The sequence below is a fragment of the Loktanella agnita genome (genome assembly GCF_046640325.1).
Taxonomy (GTDB): Bacteria; Pseudomonadota; Alphaproteobacteria; order Rhodobacterales; family Rhodobacteraceae; genus Yoonia; species Yoonia agnita.
On the sequence record NZ_JBJMBF010000016.1, the window covers coordinates 41,337 to 56,640 of the forward strand.

Genomic DNA, 15,304 nt, shown 5'->3' on the forward strand with positions numbered 1-15,304 from the left:
TAACCTTCGTCTTCAACCCCAATATGTGGTCTACGTGCCACATTCTAAAGGGATTATATATGGCCTTTTACGCAAGATCACGGCATTCATTCATTAAATTTCGCGTTCGGCGGGGGTAAGCCGAGGAATGAGGATCTAAAGATGACGGAAGGGCCGGTCTACGACCTGCACCGCACGGTCGTCCTTGTCGGGATGATGGGGTCGGGAAAAACGGTGATCGGGCGCGCATTATCGGCGCGGCTGGCGGTGCCATTTGTGGATAGCGACGCGGCCATCGAAGAAGCGGCAGCCGCAACCATTACCGAAATTTTCGAACGCGACGGCGAGGCGTTTTTCCGTGAACGCGAGGCCGCAGTGCTGCGCCGTCTGCTATCAGGCGCGCCGGGCATTGTATCCACCGGGGGTGGCGCCTTTCTTGCACCCAGCAATCGCGCAGCCATTGCAGAGATGGGTGTGGCACTTTGGCTGAATGTGGATCTTGAAACGCTGTGGCGGCGGGTCAGGCAAAAGGACACGCGGCCTTTGCTGCGCACGCTTGATCCGCGGGCAACGTTAGCGCGGATCTATGAAGAGCGCACCCCGGTCTATGCGCGCGCCGGGCTACAGCTTGATGTGAAGGGTGACGCGAGCATTGATGAGACGACGCAAGGCGTGATCGACGTCCTTTTGACCCGCCCTGATATTTTGGAGACTGCTTGAATGACCAATACTGTGCATGTCGGCTTGCCTGGCCGGAAATATGATATCCATATCGGACCGGGGCTGCTGGATCAGACGGGCGCGTTCGTGGCGCAATTGGGCGGTCGGCGACATGTCTGCATTCTGACTGATGAAAACGTGGCCGCGCTGCATCTGGCACAATTGCAGGCCGGGCTGGTGGCGGCGGGGCTGACCTCCGCTGCGCTGGCGTTGCCGCCGGGTGAGGGCACAAAATGCTGGGCGCAGCTTGAGCGCAGCGTCGAGTGGCTGCTGGCCCAAAAGGTCGAGCGGGGTGATATCGTAATCGCCTTTGGTGGTGGCGTGATCGGGGATCTGGCGGGCTTTGCCGCCGCGATTCTGCGCCGCGGTGTCCGCTTTGTCCAACTGCCGACAAGCCTTTTGGCGCAGGTCGACAGCTCTGTCGGGGGGAAGACCGGTATCAACTCCCCTTATGGTAAGAACTTGATCGGGGCCTTTCACCAGCCTTCGCTTGTGCTGGCCGATACCGCGCTTTTGGGCACGCTGACCCCGCGCGATTTTCTGACAGGCTACGGCGAGGTCGCGAAATATGGGCTGCTGGGGGATGCGAATTTCTTTGGCTGGCTCGAAGAGCAAGGCCCGGCGCTGGCCGCCGGTGACATGGAGGCGCGCATCCGTGCCGTGACCCGGTCTTGCGAAATGAAAGCCGATATCGTGCGCCGGGATGAAACAGAGCAGGGTGACCGTGCTTTGCTGAACCTTGGCCATACATTCGGTCACGCGCTTGAGGCAGCGACAGGCTATTCTGATCGGCTGCTGCATGGCGAAGGCGTGGCGATTGGCTGCGTGCTGGCATTTGAACTGTCGTCACGGTTGGGCCTGTGCAGTCAGGAAGACCCCAGCCGCGTGCGCGCCCATTTAGCGGCGATGGGCATGAAGAAAGACCTCGCCGATATCCCCGGCGATCTGCCCGGTGCAGAGGCCCTGTTGGAGCGGATGGGGCAGGACAAGAAGGTCGAAAACGGCAAGCTGCGCTTCATTCTGGCGCGGGGGATTGGTGATGCATTCATCACCTCGGATGTGCCTTCGGATGTGGTTCTGGCCGTATTGCAGGATGCGCTGGCGGTGGCGCCGTCCCGGTCTTGATCCGGGACCTTTAACAGGATTGCGGCAGAGGCCCCGGATCAGGTCCGGGGCACATCGTGCCATGCCGCAGCGCCAGCTTAATCGGGATCGTCGGACAGGTTGATCCCATGCTTATGCGCAAAGCGCAGGAACAGTGGCAGTTCCATCAGCATGAACGTGACGATTGTGAAGACCACCCAGTGACTGTTGAATACGATCAGGCTAAAGCGCACGCCAGTGCCCCAGAACAGCGCGCCGACCACGGTCAAGGCCAATGCGGATAGCACCATGTCGATGACGATCATCCGCGGCAGGGTTTTCTGCGCCATCCCCGGATAGATAGCCAAGTAGGCCATGCCCAGAATGACACTGTTCAGGATCAGTATCTGGGCTTCTGGCGCGAATTGCATGGGGTTTAGAACGGGATTTCGTCATCCAGATCGCTGTTGGAACCGCCGCCGCCCTGCTGCGAAGATGACCCGCCGCCGTAGCCGCCATCATTTCCGCCATAGCTGCCGCTGCCACCGCCGTAATTCCCGCCGCCGCCGCTATAGTTGCCGCCACCGCCGCCGCCACCTTCGCTACGACCGTCGAGCATAGTCAGCGTGCCGTCAAAACCGTTCAGCACCACCTCTGTCGAGTAACGATCCTGACCGGATTGGTCCTGCCATTTGCGGGTCTGCAATTTGCCTTCAAGATAGACCTTGGAGCCTTTTTTCAGGTATTGCTCGGCAATGCGCACAAGGCCTTCCTGAAAGATCGCGACCGTGTGCCATTCTGTCTTTTCACGCCGTTCGCCTGTGTTGCGGTCTTTCCACGTCTCGGACGTGGCGATGCGCAGGTTGCACACTTTGCCACCGTTTTGGAAAGTGCGGATTTCCGGGTCGGCGCCCAGATTACCGATAAGAATAACTTTGTTTACTGATCCGGCCATGATGCCACCCCTCGCGATTCTGCTTTCCGGCTGTTGTGCCAGTAGACCCGACATGCCGCAACAAGGTTAACAGAACATTGCACCGTTGGGGCTGACATCCGCGACGACACCCCCTATCTTAACGGGGTCACATCGGTGGGATTGATTGATGCGTATTTCAGGAATTCTATACTTCGCGATTTTCGCGACGGCCAGTCAGGCACAAGAGCAGGTTTCGACCATGTCCCGCTCTTCCTTGTTTCAAAGCCAGCTTTCGGTGTTGGATGGGCGGGCGGCGCAGCAATATTCCAACTCTGTCAGGTTACAACCACCCCGTATCGAGATCCCCGGCGCGCCGGGCTCTGTGCCGCGCTACGCGGGCAGCTATCGTGGTCCTTATCTGGATATGGCCCGGAGTGCGGCACTGCGCCACAATGTGCCTGCTGATCTTTTTCTGCGTTTGATCCAGCAAGAAAGCGGGTGGAACACGCAAGCGCGATCCAACATGGGGGCGCTGGGATTGGCGCAGCTGATGCCGCAGACCGCCCGCGAGTTGGGCGTTGATCCGTATGACGTGGTGCAGAACCTCGCAGGTGGCGCGCGCTATCTGCGTATGCAATTCGACCTGTTCGGCAATTGGCGCCATGCGTTGGCCGCCTATAACGCCGGACCGCAAGCGGTGCAGCGTTATGGCGGGGTGCCGCCTTATGCGGAAACGCAGAACTATGTGCAGGTAATCTGGGGCCGCTAAGCGTTACGCGAATTCATCAGCGAGCGAGCGGATGTCAGGGTCTGACAAGCGCGGCACTGTCCGGTAGCGGGCGTTCACGAAAAGAAACAACGCGAATGCGAGTAATCCGAAACATAGCAGCGTAACCAGCACCTGCCCGTAAACCTGATCCTGTAGCCAACTGAACGCCTTGTCCATGCCGCCGGCCTGATCCGCATCACGGGTCCAGAATGCATAAATCAGGAAGCCGCCGATGATGCTGACCACGACACCTTGCGCGGCCACGCCAAAGCGCAGCGTCGTGTCCCAGCCGGTTGTAAAGCGGTTTGCGGCGAGCTTTTGACGGTATGTCCGACGCCACGCCTTATAAAGATAGTAAATCCCAGCACCCAGTGTGGCGAGCCCCGCAGCACCAACCAGCCAGACGCCTAGCGGGGCGGACATGATCATTTGCGTGAATTCGGCAATCCGCGAACCTTCTCCGCCACCATCATTGCGCCCGAAGACGAGTGAGATTGCAGCAATCCCAATGGCCGCATGGATCAGCCCGGTCACCACCATGCCGACGCGGGCGACCAAGCCCTTGGTATCATTTCCTTCTTCTTCCAGATCGGCGATCCCGTCGATGACCCGCCAAGCGGTGTAGCACAACAGGCCGACCCCGATCAGGACGAGGATGAACATCCCGAAAGGCGAGGTTTCGATGGATTTCAGCGCCTCGGACGTGCCTTGGGCCTGACCGCCTTTCCAGATGGTCCATAATGACAGGCCCGCAATCGCCACATAGGTCATTCCGCGGCCTGCGTAGCCCATTCGCATGACGGGCATGGCCCAATCCATCTTGTTGTCGCGCATGTCATTCTCCCGGTTGTTACCGGATCAAGTATCGGGCGCGCGTTTGGTTCCCTTATTCTGCGGCGATCTGGATGACCGGTTCCATTGTGGCAAGTTGGTGATCCCTCAGATGGCATTTGATCTGATGATCGTCGTCCAGCATCCGCATGGGCGGCGCTTGGGTATCACAAAGGTCGCCGGGGACCTGCGATTTCCAGCGGCAGCGCGTTTGAAACGGGCAGCCGGGCGGCGGGTTCATGGCGGATGGGATATCGCCCTCCAGCACAATATGTTTCTTTTCGACATTCGTATCCGCAATGGGCACCGCAGAAAGCAGCGCCTCTGTATAGGGGTGATAGGGCGGGGCGAAGACCTGATTGGTGGTGCCTAATTCCACCACATGACCCAGATACATTACCATCACCCGATCGCTGAGATAGCGCACGATGGACAGATCGTGGCTGATGAACAGCAGTGTTGTCTTCTGCGCGCGTTGAATTTCCATTAACAGATCGGTCACGGCGGCCTGTACGGATACATCCAGCGCTGAAACAGGTTCATCCGCCACCACGATCCGCGCGTCACCAGCAAAGGCCCGCGCAATGCCAACCCTTTGTTTTTGCCCACCAGAGAGCTGCCGGGGCATCCTGTCGGCGAAGGCGCGGGGCAGTTTGACGAGGTCAAGCAATTGCAGCATCCGCGCCCGCCGCTCTTTGTCGTTAGCACCGACGCCAAAGATTTCCAGCGCGCGCATGATCTGCCGTCCGACGGTCATCGAAGGGTTGAGCGTGTCAAATGGGTTCTGGAACACCATCTGGATATCGGCGATGGTATTCGTGTCGCGGTTTTCAATCGGAACGTTGCCAATCGACTGATTATCCAGCAGGATTTTCCCGTCTGTTGCGGTTTCCAGCCCCATCAGCACCTTGGCAAAGGTGGATTTGCCGCAACCGGATTCGCCGACAATGGCGAGCGTTTCGCTTTCACGCGCTTCGAAGCTGAGGGTTTCATTGGCTTTGACGACTTTCTTGTCGCCGCCGCCGAATAGTGCATTGGCTGCGACCTCGTAATATTTCTTGAGGTTATCCATCTTGAGCACGACCGGGCCGGGCTCCGGTTTTTCTTTGATTTCAGAGGTTTGCGGCGGGGCGTTCCAATCGATTTCACGGAACCGCAGGCAGCGGGTCTGGTGCCGGTCGTTGCCTGCGACGGAGCCCATCGGGATGAAACCTTGGTCACAACGCCCTGCTTCGAAATAGTCGCAGCGGGGGCCGAAATTGCAGCCTTGCGGGCGTTCATGGGGGAGGGGGAAGTTGCCGGGGATGGCGATCAGGGGCCGCGTGTTTTTATCCGCGCCGGGCAGGGGGATCGACCGGAACAGCGCCTGTGTGTAGGGGTGCTGCATCTTGTCAAATACGTCTTCGATGCTGCCCCGTTCCACCGCTTCGCCGGAATACATCACGCAGATACGGTCGCAGGTTTCCAGCACTAAGCCCAAGTTATGGCTGATAAAAAGCATGCTGGTACCATATTTCTTGCCCAGATCCTTGACCAGTTCCACAACTGCTGCTTCGACTGTGACATCAAGTGCGGTGGTGGGTTCGTCAAGGATCAGGAGCGAGGGTTTGGACATCAGCGCCATGGCGATCACGATGCGCTGCTGTTGCCCGCCGGACAGCTGATGCGGATAGCTTTTCAACATGCGTTCGGGGTCTGGCAGTTTGACGTCGGTCACGACTTCGAGGGCGCGGGCGTGGGCTTTTTTTTCACTGACGCCTTCATGGATCATCGGCACTTCCATCAGCTGCTTGCCGATCTTCATCGCGGGGTTCAGGGACGCCATAGGCTCTTGATAAATCATGGCAATCTGGCTGCCGCGGATGTCGCGCAGCCGTTCGTGCGACATCGTGTTCATCTCTTCGCCCTTGAACTTGATTGACCCACCGACGATGCGCCCGTTGACGCCCAAATCCTGCATTACCCCCAGCGCAACTGTAGATTTTCCGCAGCCGGATTCCCCAACCAAACCAAGGGCTTCGCCGGGCATGACCTTGGCCGAGAAATCCATTACGGCGGGGATTTCGCGCAGACGGGTGAAGAAGGAGATGGACAGCCTGTCGATCTCTAGAATGGGTTGGTCGGTCATTGCATTTACCTGTCCCTTTGAGGCCGGTTTTGGCGGTCGAAGTGGCGTCGGATTTGTATCGGACAAACGTCGGACCCGGGTGTGTGTGGCGCGACTTTCACTGTTACGTTTTGCACTGGCTATCCTCTTTCGGTGGGGCCGTCCCGGACCTGATCCGGGACCTCTGCGTGGCAATCGTGGTGGAGGTCCCGGGTCAAGCCCGGGACGGCGTCAGTCCTTCAGGCTTTCTTCGCGCAGCCCATCGGCCAGCAGGTTCAGCCCCAGCACCAGCGACAAAAGCGCGATGGCGGGCGGCAGGGCCGGGTGTGCATAGATGATCAGCAACTTGCGCCCTTCGTTGATGGTTGACCCCCAGTCCGGGCTTTCAGACGAAAGCCCCAGCCCGAAGAAACCAAGCGTGCCCAGCAGGATCGTGGTGTAGCCGATCCGCAGGCAGAAATCGACGATCAGCGGCCCGCGTGCGTTGGGTAGGATTTCCCACAGCATGATGTACCACGCCCCTTCGCCCCTTGTCTGGGCGGCGGCGACGTAATCGCGCGTGCGCAGGTCCAGCGTGATTCCCCGCACGATCCGGAAGACAGTGGGCGCGTTTACGAAAACGACCGAGACAAAGACCACAAGGATCGAGATATCGAAGAGGTCAAACCAGCCGGGCAGGACGTCGATCACTGTGCCGGGCTGGTTGATGATCGACAGGTAAAGCCATGTCAGAACACCTAAAACCGGCACCATGATCGCGCTCCGCTTGGCCGGTTGCGTGTGGTAGCGCGAGTTGAGCAGTACCCCGACGAAGATCAATGGGAAGATGAACAGCACAACGGCCATGAAAGACGGGATACCTGTTTCCACGATCTCTGGTGTGACCAGAAGGTAGAACAGCAGGATCACGGGAAAGGCGAGGATCAGGTTGGCGACAAAGGACAGAAATGTGTCCAGCCGCCCGCCATAATAGCCTGCGGGCAGGCCCAGCGTGATCCCGACCATGAATGCAAAAAGCGTGGCCAGCGGTGCGATGGCGATCACGATCACCGACCCGGCCACGACCCGGCTAAAAATATCGCGGGCCAGATTGTCGCCGCCCAGCAGGTAGTGGGGGATCGCCCCTGCGGTGCCGTCCGGCGCGGTTGTGCCGGGTAGTTTGTTTTTCATTCCGGAAACTTGGCTCAGGTGATCATGGGTGGCGATCCAGTCGAACGCCCCGACAAAGAGCGCGGTATAGACCCAGAACATCACGATCCCAAAGCCGATCATGCCGATGTTGGAGTCGAAGAGCTTGCCATAAAGCCCCAGCTTGCGCTTATAGGTGATCGACAGGCCGAATGTGCCGATCAGCGCGATCCAGACGGGCAGGAATTGTCGTGAAAGCTCTCCGACAATACCAACCGTGCCATAAGGCGTGACGATCCCGCCGATCAGGTAGCCCAGCATGACCAGCAGCGCGAAGAAGAACAGGTATTTATTGCCGATTTCAACCGTGCCAAGCAGCCCGCCCCGCATTTGTAACGTGCCGTCTTTATTGGCTTGGAGCGTCACGGGGGCTGCAAAAAAGTCAAGCACGATTTGCGTGATAATTCCCAGCGCAAGAAGCGCGCCGCCGACCCCAAGCGCGGGGTTGAGGAATGTGCCAAGGGGGCCTGTCCAAGAAAGTGCGTCCATCTGCGTGCCCCTTACGAAATACGGATACGTGGGTTGAGAAATATATAGCCGATGTCAGAGATCAGCTGTGTCACCAGCACCACGAACACAGACACGACCGAGACACCGAGCAGCAGTTCGATGTCGTTATTGCTGGCGGCCTGTACCAGCACCCAGCCGAAGCCTTTGTAGTTGAACAGTGTCTCGACGATCACGACCCCGTTCAGCAGCCACGGAAATTGCAGCATGATCACGGTGAACGGCGCGATCAGCGCGTTGCGCAGCGCGTGTTTCAGCACGATGTTGGGAAAACTGACCCCTTTGAGCCGGGCGGTGCGGATATATTGCGCGGTCATCACCTCTGTCATGCTGGCCCGCGTCATCCGCGCGATATAGCCCAGCCCGTAAAGCGCGATGGTCATGACCGGCAGAAAGAAGTTTTCGAAATTGGCGTCATCCATCGCGGATGTGGCGGTGCCTTTGAACCATTGCATGCCAAAGGTGGCGGTCGCGAAGACCGAGATAAAGACCACCCCTGACACATATTCCGGCGTGGCTGTGGAGATGATCGATACGGTGGAAAGTGACCTGTCGGTGCGCGACCCTTCGTTCATGCCAGCCAGACCACCGATGATCAGCGCGCCGGGCACCATCACCATCATCACCCAGAACATCAGTTTGCCGGTCAGGGCGAGCCGGGTGGCGATTATGCTGGCCACATCTTCACGAAACACGGTCGAGGTGCCCCAGTCGCCTTGCAGGATGCCGCAAAAGCGGCGCGCGTCTTCGACCGATGTGCCGGGCGTTTGGCAGCGCGCGCGTGTGGTGCCATCGGTTCCTGCGATCATATAGCCGGGTAAGACGCCAAGCCATTGGCCGTATTTGACGGGCAGAGGTTGCGCGTAGCCCCGGTTTTCAAGCCAGCTGACCACAGCGTCGTCGGACATTCGGGCGTTGCCTTGGGTTTTGGCGAGTTTTTCAAGATTGGGACCAAGGTTGGTCAACCAAAAGACGATAAATGTCAGGCACAATGCCGTCAGGAGCATCACCCCAAGACGGCGCAGAATAAACAGTCCCATACAGGCCCCTGTTGTTGAAGCGTTTCGATTTATCCTTGGATCACAATTCGCTGCTTCTCCCTATCGGTCGAACGCGATTTGTGATGCTTGATGCGCCAAGTTAAAATCGAAACGCTGTAGACATGTCAGGTCATCGCCTGACTTATGATTTTGGGCGCCTCCGCTGTGTCGGGGGGCCGCCTGCCGCGAAAAGGGCCGCGCCGGTGGTTGGCGCGGCCCTGCGGGTTAAGTTGCGAAACCGATCTGATAAAGCCGTGGCAGATAGGCAATATGCATGTCCCAGCCCACCAGTCCCGGCTTTGCGTGCCGGTAAAGTGAGCGCCAGTAGGGTTGGATAGTCACGCCTTCTTCGACCATGATGGCTTGCAGTTTGGCCATCACCTCGCGCCGTGCGTCAGCATCGGCGATGGCGTTAGCTTCGGCCAGCAGCGTGTCAAATTCGGCGTTGGCAAAGCCGCTTTCGTTCCAGGCCTCGCCTGACCGATAGGCTAATGCAAGAATCTGGGTGCCCAGTGGCCTGTGGTTCCAATTGGTTGAGCTGAAAGGGTATTTTGTCCAGTCGTTCCAGAAAGTAGAGCCGGGGATGATCGTCCGTTTGACCTTGAACCCGGCATCCCGCAGCTGCGCGGCGACCGCATCATTGGTATTGCGTAGCCAATCATCATCAATAGACACTAGGTCAAATTCGTAATCAGCCATGCCTGCCTCTGTCAGCAGGGCCAGCGCTGCCTCGGGGTCGTAATCCGGGCCGGGCACATCGGCCCATTCGGGGTGCATTTGCCCCACATGCTGGTTGCGGGCCACCGCGCCGCGATCCGCATAGCCCAGCTCAAGGCAGATTTCGTTGCTCACTGCCATCTGGATTGCCTGCCGCACCCGTTTGTCGCCATAGGGGGTCATCCCGTCAACTTCGGCCTGCTGATTGGGTCGGACCGCCACGGTCGCCCCGGATGCGATTTCGGATTTCTCCCAGCCAAGGCTGTCGAGCACGTCGATGAAATCGCCTGTCGTTTCATAGAGCATATCGATTTCGTCGGATGCGGCAGCAGCGACCCAAGATGATGGATCAGTGCTGTAATCGATGAATTCGATCCGGTCGAGATAGGCGCCTTTGTCTGCGCTATAGCCCCACCAATCGTGATTTTCGTTGCGCACGAGCGTTGCCTTGATGCCGACTTCGATGGTTTCGGGCAGATAGGGGCCGGTGCCCACGGGGTTGCCCAGCATGTTATCTGCATCGTGGCTGCTGTGGGTAATCGCTGCAGGATAATCCGACATATTGGCGATCAGGGAAATATCAGAGATCGGCAGGATCAGTTTGACCGTGGTGTTATCCACAACCTCAATCGCGCCGTCGATCGCTTGGCCGCTTGCGCTGTCGATAAGCGCGGCAAAGCGTGCGTTCATCGAATTGCCTTCGAGCGTGGTGTCGCACCAGCCGGTGATATTGCGGGCGACGTCTTCGGCGGTGAAATCATCGCCGTTGTTCCATTTCACGCCCGGACGCACGTTCAAAGTGTATTCCGTGGCGTCATCGTTGATCGACCAACTTTCGAGCAGCATCGGCGTGAAAGTCCCGTCGCTGTTGTATTCCACGAGGTATTCCAGCCAACCCGATGAAATATAAGAAATTTCTGTCCAGTCGTAGGTGCGCGGATCTTTGAGTGCGTAGATATTCATCTGCATTCGCAATGTGCCGCCCTGCTGGGCGTGCCCTGCGGCATTGGCCGGCGCGGTCATCCCGATCAGCCCATAAGCGGCTGCGGCGGTGAGGCCGAGGCTGGTGGCGCGGGTCAGGAATTCGCGGCGGTCGAGCTTGCCCGCCTTTACTTCATCCGCATACATCAGCGCCGCTGGATGAATCGATTTGGGCCGCGTCATGGTCTTCTCCCTGTCAAACTGTATTGTTTTGCAGGCTAGAAGTTGATGAACCCAATCAGCAGATCAAATAATAGCCCGTTACGGGCCATCACCGCATAAGTTTCGGAATAGGTCAACAGAGCGGGCATCCCAAAAGTGTCAGGTTGCGACATGTGCGATGTCGCAATCTGACGTTTGGAAGATGCCGGGCCATGTCGCGATAGGGGCTTAGACCCGGTTCAGCGCGACTGGTCCTTGGCGAAAATCCGATGGTGTCTGCCCGGATTTATTCTGAAAACTGCGTGTGAAATACGCGGCGGACTGAAAGCCCAGCGATTTCGCAATGTCCTGAATTGGCGTCCGCGTGTCGCGCAGCATGCTGCAGGCTTCGAAATGGATACGGTCATTCAGCAGATCCAGCGCAGAGCGGTCGCAGGTTTGCTTGCAGCAGCGCGTCAGATGGGTTGGTGTGACCCCGATTTCGGTGGCGTAATCGCTGACATCCCGGTCCTTGCGATAGTCGCGTGCGATCAGGTGGGTGTAGCGTGCCACCAGTTTGGCTGCGGCGGAATTCCGGCGGGCATCGACCGCATTTGGGTCGCGAGCTTGTAATTGCCGTTCGACGAAGATGGTCAACAACCCAAAGTGGCAAAGCGCTGCGCGCATGTCGCCGGTTGGTTTTAGCTCGCGTTCGATGGAATCATAGTAGGATTGCAATTCCTTCTGCGAAACCACATCGCGCAGACGCAGATGAAACGGTTCGTCAGGCCAGTCGCCCGTGTTCGGCAACGTCAGCATTTGGGCAAAGACGGTGGGTCCGACCTCTGTCCCGTACATGCTGTTGGGTGGAATAAAGATCAGGTTGTTCGGGCCGTAACCATTTGTTAACCCATTGATCGTAATACGGCCTTGGCCCTTGGTGATGTGGATCAGGCGCGGTGTGTCGTGGCTGCGCATTGCTTCGGTGCGCCATCGCGAACCGTTTCCGCCGAAGGTGACTGTCGCCAATTTCAGGGTCGATGGTTTAAGCTGCGTCATCATGGTCATGACATTTGCCTCGGTGTTGATTTCCTCAACTGTGGCCAGAAAGACTTTTTCGATCAATCCACCTGTCACCCCATCAAGCGTAGTGTTGCCGATATGTCGGCGGAGACTGGCAAATGGTGCCAATCCTTGTGCCGTGACCGGAACCATGTGCGCTGCCGTTTGGCGTATTGTCGTGACGCGATGATTGCCGCTGCGCGTGCGTTGTCCAGTGTCATTTGGCCTTGCAGATGCGCGATCATCTCTGGTGCACCGATGGCTTTGGCGGACAGGTGATCTGGGTCCCAGTATGGCAGCATCGCGCGGGCCTCTTCCACGGCACCTGTGGCCAGCATTTGATCAAAACGCTGTGTGATCCGGTCGTTCAGCCAGTCTTTGGGCGCGTCAACCGTCAGGCAGATCGCCTGATCGACGGGCAGCGAGGCAGGCGGCGTCGCATCCTGCCAGTCGGCCAGCCCGCGCCCGGTGTTTTGCAGCACCTCCCACGCGCGCTGTACCCGCATCCGGTTTTGGGTGTCGATCCGGCTTTGGGTTTTGGTGTCGAGCGCCGCCAGAAGATCGGGCAGGGGGATCGTATTCGCTTGCTGGCGTAATTCATCCGGTGTGGCGGGAATGTCGACCAGCCCTTTTGTCAGAGCGTTGAAATTGAGCCCGGTTCCGCCGACGATGATCGGGCGTTGATCGCCGTTGAGGTAGGGCGTGACGTCGCGCAGCCAGTGACCGACCGAATAATCGGCATCAAATGGCACATGCCCGTAAAGCGCATGGGGCGCGGCGGCGAGGTCTTGATCATCAGGCCGCGCTGTCAGGATGCGCCATCCGTCGAAAACTTGCAGTGCATCGGCATTCACAATGACCCCGCCTTGCTGTGTCGCAATATGCAAGGCAAGGGCGGATTTGCCAGAGGCGGTAGGCCCAGCGATCAGGACCGGCATGTCGGATGGGATATTTATCATGGGGCTTTACTGACTGCTCTGCGAATTCTGGGCAAGGTGCCATTGAACCTGCCGCGTTTTTCCGACACTTTGCGCGCCAATTACCAGAGCATCAGAGGAACGCCATGACCGATACCACAATCGAGGCCGCGTCTACGGACAAGACTGCCTATAAACGGGTCATGTTGAAGATCTCGGGCGAGGCGCTGATGGGCGATACCACATTTGGGCTGCATCCGCCCACGGTGCAGCGGATCGCGCGCGAAGTGAAATCGGTGCATGATCTGGGTGTGGAAATCTGCATGGTTATCGGTGGCGGCAATATCTTTCGGGGGCTGGCAGGATCAGCACAAGGGATGGAGCGGACCACCGCAGATTATATGGGGATGCTGGCCACGGTGATGAACGCGCTGGCGATGCAATCCGCGCTTGAGGAACTTGGCGTGTTCACGCGGGTAATTTCAGCGATCACGATGAACGAAGTGGCCGAGCCCTATATCCGCCGTCGCGCCGTGCGCCACCTAGAAAAGAAACGGGTTTGTATCTTTGCCGCAGGTACAGGTAACCCCTATTTCACCACTGATACCGCCGCGACCCTGCGTGCGAATGAAATGAATTGCGAGGCGATCTTTAAGGGCACCAAGGTTGATGGTGTCTATGATAAGGACCCTGCCAAAAACAGCGATGCGGTGCGGTACGAAAAGGTGACCTATGACGAGGTGCTGCAAAAGCATCTGGGCGTGATGGATGCCAGTGCGATTGCTTTGGCCCGCGACAATGGCCTGCCGATTGTGGTGTTTTCACTGGATGAACCCGGCGGGTTCCGTGGGATATTGGCGGGCGAGGGCCGATCAACGCTGGTGCATGGCTGATCAAACGCATGTCCGGTCTTTGGCGCGTGCTGAAAAACTGCACGAATGTTGGTTAACCCCACGCTATACAACCGGAGCGCAATGACATAGAACGATGAAAAGCTGGGCGATGCCCGCAAGGAAGAGCAGAAGATGTCCGACGATTTTGAACTTGATACTGACGATCTGTCCCGCCGGATGGATGGGGCGATTGCCAATTTGCGCGTTGAACTCGCGTCATTGCGGACCGGCCGGGCCTCTGGTTCTATGCTGGAGCCGGTGATGGTGGATGCTTATGGCTCTATGACGCCGATCAACCAAGTGGGTACGGTCAACGTTCCCGAACCCCGCATGGTGACGATCAATGTCTGGGACAAAGGTCTTGTCGGTAAGGTCGAAAAAGCGATCCGCGAAAGCGGGCTGGGGATCAATCCACAGTTGAACGGCACGATCATTATGTTGCCGATCCCCGAATTGAACGAGGAACGCCGCCGTGAGCTGACCAAGGTTGCTGGCCATTATGCCGAAAGCGCGCGTGTTTCGGTCCGTAATCTGCGCCGTGACGGGATGGATCAGATCAAAAAGGCCAAGGCTGATGGCATGTCTGAGGATGACCAGAAATTCTGGGAAGCCGAGGTGCAAGAGCTGACGGATAAATTTATTAAACTTGTTGATGATACGCTTGAAACCAAACAAGCGGAAATCATGCAGGTCTGAATTCTCAGCTTGCGATGAAAAGGTGGCCCTGATGCCCAAGGATGCAGACCCCAGAAACGGACCCGGCCATGTTGCGATCATCATGGATGGCAATGGCCGTTGGGCCCAGCAACGGGGGCGTCCGCGTCTTTTTGGCCACCATGCCGGTGCCCGTCGGGTGCGTGAAATCGTGGCAGCCTGTCCTGATCTGGGCGTGAAATACCTGACGATCTTTGCGTTCTCGACCGAAAACTGGAAACGCACCCAGACCGAAGTTGCCGGGTTGATGACCCTGTTTCGCAAGTATCTGGAACGCGAGGCGCGCGAGCTGTTTGAAAGCGGCGTGTGCGTGCGGTTCATCGGCGACCGGATCCGGCTGGATGAAAAGCTGGTGTCTCTGATGGATGAGTTGGAACTGCTGACCGCCGATAATACCCGCGTCAATCTAACCGTCGCGCTGAATTACGGGGGCCGGGATGAGGTGACCCGCGCAGCCAAGCGCCTTGCCTATGAAATTGAGCAAGGCCGCCTGACCCATGATGCGGTGGATGCTGAAACCCTGTCCCGTTTTTTGGATACCCATGTTCTGCCGGACCCCGATCTGGTGATCCGCACCAGCGGAGAGGCCCGGATTTCCAATTTCCTGCTGTGGCAATCGGCCTATGCGGAATATGAATTTGTCGATACGCTCTGGCCTGATTTCACTAAGGCTGAATTCGCCAAGGTCCTGCATAACTATGGCAGCCGGGACCGGCGCTTTGGGGCGGTATCGGCCTGA

At 58.0% G+C, this 15,304-nt stretch carries 15 protein-coding genes; 6 read left to right on the forward strand and 9 right to left on the reverse strand.

Annotated elements, in window-relative coordinates; genetic code table 11:
• The first annotated feature begins 141 nt into the window (after positions 1 to 141).
• Together ACJ5NV_RS16445 and aroB are read left to right on the forward strand one after the other, a co-directional pair.
• The gene (locus ACJ5NV_RS16445; protein WP_411645439.1) at positions 142 to 699 is read left to right on the forward strand and encodes a shikimate kinase; all 558 of its coding nucleotides are present in this window, start codon (positions 142 to 144) and stop codon (positions 697 to 699) included.
• Positions 700 to 1,824, forward strand: a complete 1,125-nt coding sequence (gene aroB / locus ACJ5NV_RS16450; RefSeq protein ID WP_411645441.1) for a 3-dehydroquinate synthase — start codon at positions 700 to 702, stop codon at positions 1,822 to 1,824.
• Between the two features lie 77 nt (positions 1,825 to 1,901).
• Here aroB and ACJ5NV_RS16455 read toward each other — a convergent pair whose 3' ends face one another.
• Positions 1,902 to 2,213 carry a hypothetical protein gene (locus ACJ5NV_RS16455; protein WP_411645443.1) on the reverse strand — a complete coding sequence of 104 codons (312 nt, stop codon included), beginning with the start codon at positions 2,211 to 2,213 and terminating at the stop codon, positions 1,902 to 1,904.
• Positions 2,214 to 2,218: 5 nt separating this feature from the next.
• Positions 2,219 to 2,737, reverse strand: coding sequence for a single-stranded DNA-binding protein (locus ACJ5NV_RS16460; protein WP_411645445.1), 519 nt, complete (start codon positions 2,735 to 2,737; stop codon positions 2,219 to 2,221).
• A 148-nt stretch (positions 2,738 to 2,885) separates the two neighbouring features.
• Between ACJ5NV_RS16460 and ACJ5NV_RS16465 the strand changes: the two genes are divergently transcribed.
• Positions 2,886 to 3,467 carry a lytic transglycosylase domain-containing protein gene (locus ACJ5NV_RS16465; RefSeq protein WP_411645447.1) on the forward strand — a complete coding sequence of 194 codons (582 nt, stop codon included), beginning with the start codon at positions 2,886 to 2,888 and terminating at the stop codon, positions 3,465 to 3,467.
• A gap of 3 nt (positions 3,468 to 3,470) precedes the next feature.
• Here the strand turns inward: ACJ5NV_RS16465 and ACJ5NV_RS16470 are convergent, their stop codons facing one another.
• The 7 genes from ACJ5NV_RS16470 to miaA all read right to left on the reverse strand — a co-directional run bounded on the left by ACJ5NV_RS16470 (position 3,471) and on the right by miaA (position 13,000).
• Positions 3,471 to 4,301, reverse strand: a complete 831-nt coding sequence (locus tag ACJ5NV_RS16470) for a DUF1206 domain-containing protein (RefSeq protein WP_411645448.1) — start codon at positions 4,299 to 4,301, stop codon at positions 3,471 to 3,473.
• 52 nt (positions 4,302 to 4,353) lie between these two features.
• Positions 4,354 to 6,426 carry a dipeptide ABC transporter ATP-binding protein gene (locus tag ACJ5NV_RS16475; RefSeq protein ID WP_411645449.1) on the reverse strand — a complete coding sequence of 691 codons (2,073 nt, stop codon included), beginning with the start codon at positions 6,424 to 6,426 and terminating at the stop codon, positions 4,354 to 4,356.
• Positions 6,427 to 6,636: 210 nt separating this feature from the next.
• Positions 6,637 to 8,082 carry an ABC transporter permease gene (locus tag ACJ5NV_RS16480; protein ID WP_411645450.1) on the reverse strand — a complete coding sequence of 482 codons (1,446 nt, stop codon included), beginning with the start codon at positions 8,080 to 8,082 and terminating at the stop codon, positions 6,637 to 6,639.
• A gap of 11 nt (positions 8,083 to 8,093) precedes the next feature.
• The gene (locus tag ACJ5NV_RS16485) at positions 8,094 to 9,140 is read right to left on the reverse strand and encodes an ABC transporter permease (RefSeq protein WP_411645451.1); all 1,047 of its coding nucleotides are present in this window, start codon (positions 9,138 to 9,140) and stop codon (positions 8,094 to 8,096) included.
• 225 nt (positions 9,141 to 9,365) lie between these two features.
• Positions 9,366 to 11,021 carry an ABC transporter substrate-binding protein gene (locus ACJ5NV_RS16490; RefSeq protein WP_411645453.1) on the reverse strand — a complete coding sequence of 552 codons (1,656 nt, stop codon included), beginning with the start codon at positions 11,019 to 11,021 and terminating at the stop codon, positions 9,366 to 9,368.
• 207 nt (positions 11,022 to 11,228) lie between these two features.
• Positions 11,229 to 12,194 carry an AraC family transcriptional regulator gene (locus ACJ5NV_RS16495; RefSeq protein WP_411645455.1) on the reverse strand — a complete coding sequence of 322 codons (966 nt, stop codon included), beginning with the start codon at positions 12,192 to 12,194 and terminating at the stop codon, positions 11,229 to 11,231.
• Positions 12,113 to 13,000 carry a tRNA (adenosine(37)-N6)-dimethylallyltransferase MiaA gene (gene miaA / locus ACJ5NV_RS16500; RefSeq protein WP_411645456.1) on the reverse strand — a complete coding sequence of 296 codons (888 nt, stop codon included), beginning with the start codon at positions 12,998 to 13,000 and terminating at the stop codon, positions 12,113 to 12,115. Before miaA ends, ACJ5NV_RS16495 begins: the two co-directional genes overlap by 82 nt.
• Before the next feature lie 104 nt (positions 13,001 to 13,104).
• Between miaA and pyrH the strand changes: the two genes are divergently transcribed.
• From pyrH to uppS, 3 genes are all read left to right on the forward strand, one after another.
• Positions 13,105 to 13,851: a UMP kinase gene (pyrH, locus tag ACJ5NV_RS16505; RefSeq protein WP_411645458.1), complete on the forward strand. Its 747-nt coding sequence runs from the start codon at positions 13,105 to 13,107 to the stop codon at positions 13,849 to 13,851.
• Between the two features lie 132 nt (positions 13,852 to 13,983).
• Entirely contained in the window at positions 13,984 to 14,547 is a 564-nt protein-coding gene (gene frr / locus ACJ5NV_RS16510) for a ribosome recycling factor (protein ID WP_411645459.1), read from the forward strand.
• Positions 14,548 to 14,578: 31 nt separating this feature from the next.
• Positions 14,579 to 15,304 carry a polyprenyl diphosphate synthase gene (gene uppS / locus ACJ5NV_RS16515; RefSeq protein WP_411645460.1) on the forward strand — a complete coding sequence of 242 codons (726 nt, stop codon included), beginning with the start codon at positions 14,579 to 14,581 and terminating at the stop codon, positions 15,302 to 15,304.

Bases quoted from the DNA above. Each gene is read 5' to 3' on its own strand.
- ACJ5NV_RS16460 (WP_411645445.1), bottom strand. From the start codon at position 2,737: ATGGCCGGATCAGTAAACAAAGTTATTCTTATCGGTAATCTGGGCGCC.
- ACJ5NV_RS16475 (WP_411645449.1), bottom strand. From the start codon at position 6,426: ATGACCGACCAACCCATTCTAGAGATCGACAGGCTGTCCATCTCCTTC.
- ACJ5NV_RS16470 (WP_411645448.1), bottom strand. From the start codon at position 4,301: ATGCGCGACAACAAGATGGATTGGGCCATGCCCGTCATGCGAATGGGC.
- ACJ5NV_RS16490 (WP_411645453.1), bottom strand. From the start codon at position 11,021: ATGACGCGGCCCAAATCGATTCATCCAGCGGCGCTGATGTATGCGGAT.
- miaA (WP_411645456.1), bottom strand. From the start codon at position 13,000: ATGATAAATATCCCATCCGACATGCCGGTCCTGATCGCTGGGCCTACC.
- ACJ5NV_RS16465 (WP_411645447.1), top strand. From the start codon at position 2,886: ATGCGTATTTCAGGAATTCTATACTTCGCGATTTTCGCGACGGCCAGT.
- ACJ5NV_RS16495 (WP_411645455.1), bottom strand. From the start codon at position 12,194: ATGGTTCCGGTCACGGCACAAGGATTGGCACCATTTGCCAGTCTCCGC.
- uppS (WP_411645460.1), top strand. From the start codon at position 14,579: ATGCCCAAGGATGCAGACCCCAGAAACGGACCCGGCCATGTTGCGATC.
- ACJ5NV_RS16480 (WP_411645450.1), bottom strand. From the start codon at position 8,082: ATGGACGCACTTTCTTGGACAGGCCCCCTTGGCACATTCCTCAACCCC.
- ACJ5NV_RS16485 (WP_411645451.1), bottom strand. From the start codon at position 9,140: ATGGGACTGTTTATTCTGCGCCGTCTTGGGGTGATGCTCCTGACGGCA.
- pyrH (WP_411645458.1), top strand. From the start codon at position 13,105: ATGACCGATACCACAATCGAGGCCGCGTCTACGGACAAGACTGCCTAT.
- aroB (WP_411645441.1), top strand. From the start codon at position 700: ATGACCAATACTGTGCATGTCGGCTTGCCTGGCCGGAAATATGATATC.
- frr (WP_411645459.1), top strand. From the start codon at position 13,984: ATGTCCGACGATTTTGAACTTGATACTGACGATCTGTCCCGCCGGATG.
- ACJ5NV_RS16455 (WP_411645443.1), bottom strand. From the start codon at position 2,213: ATGCAATTCGCGCCAGAAGCCCAGATACTGATCCTGAACAGTGTCATT.
- ACJ5NV_RS16445 (WP_411645439.1), top strand. From the start codon at position 142: ATGACGGAAGGGCCGGTCTACGACCTGCACCGCACGGTCGTCCTTGTC.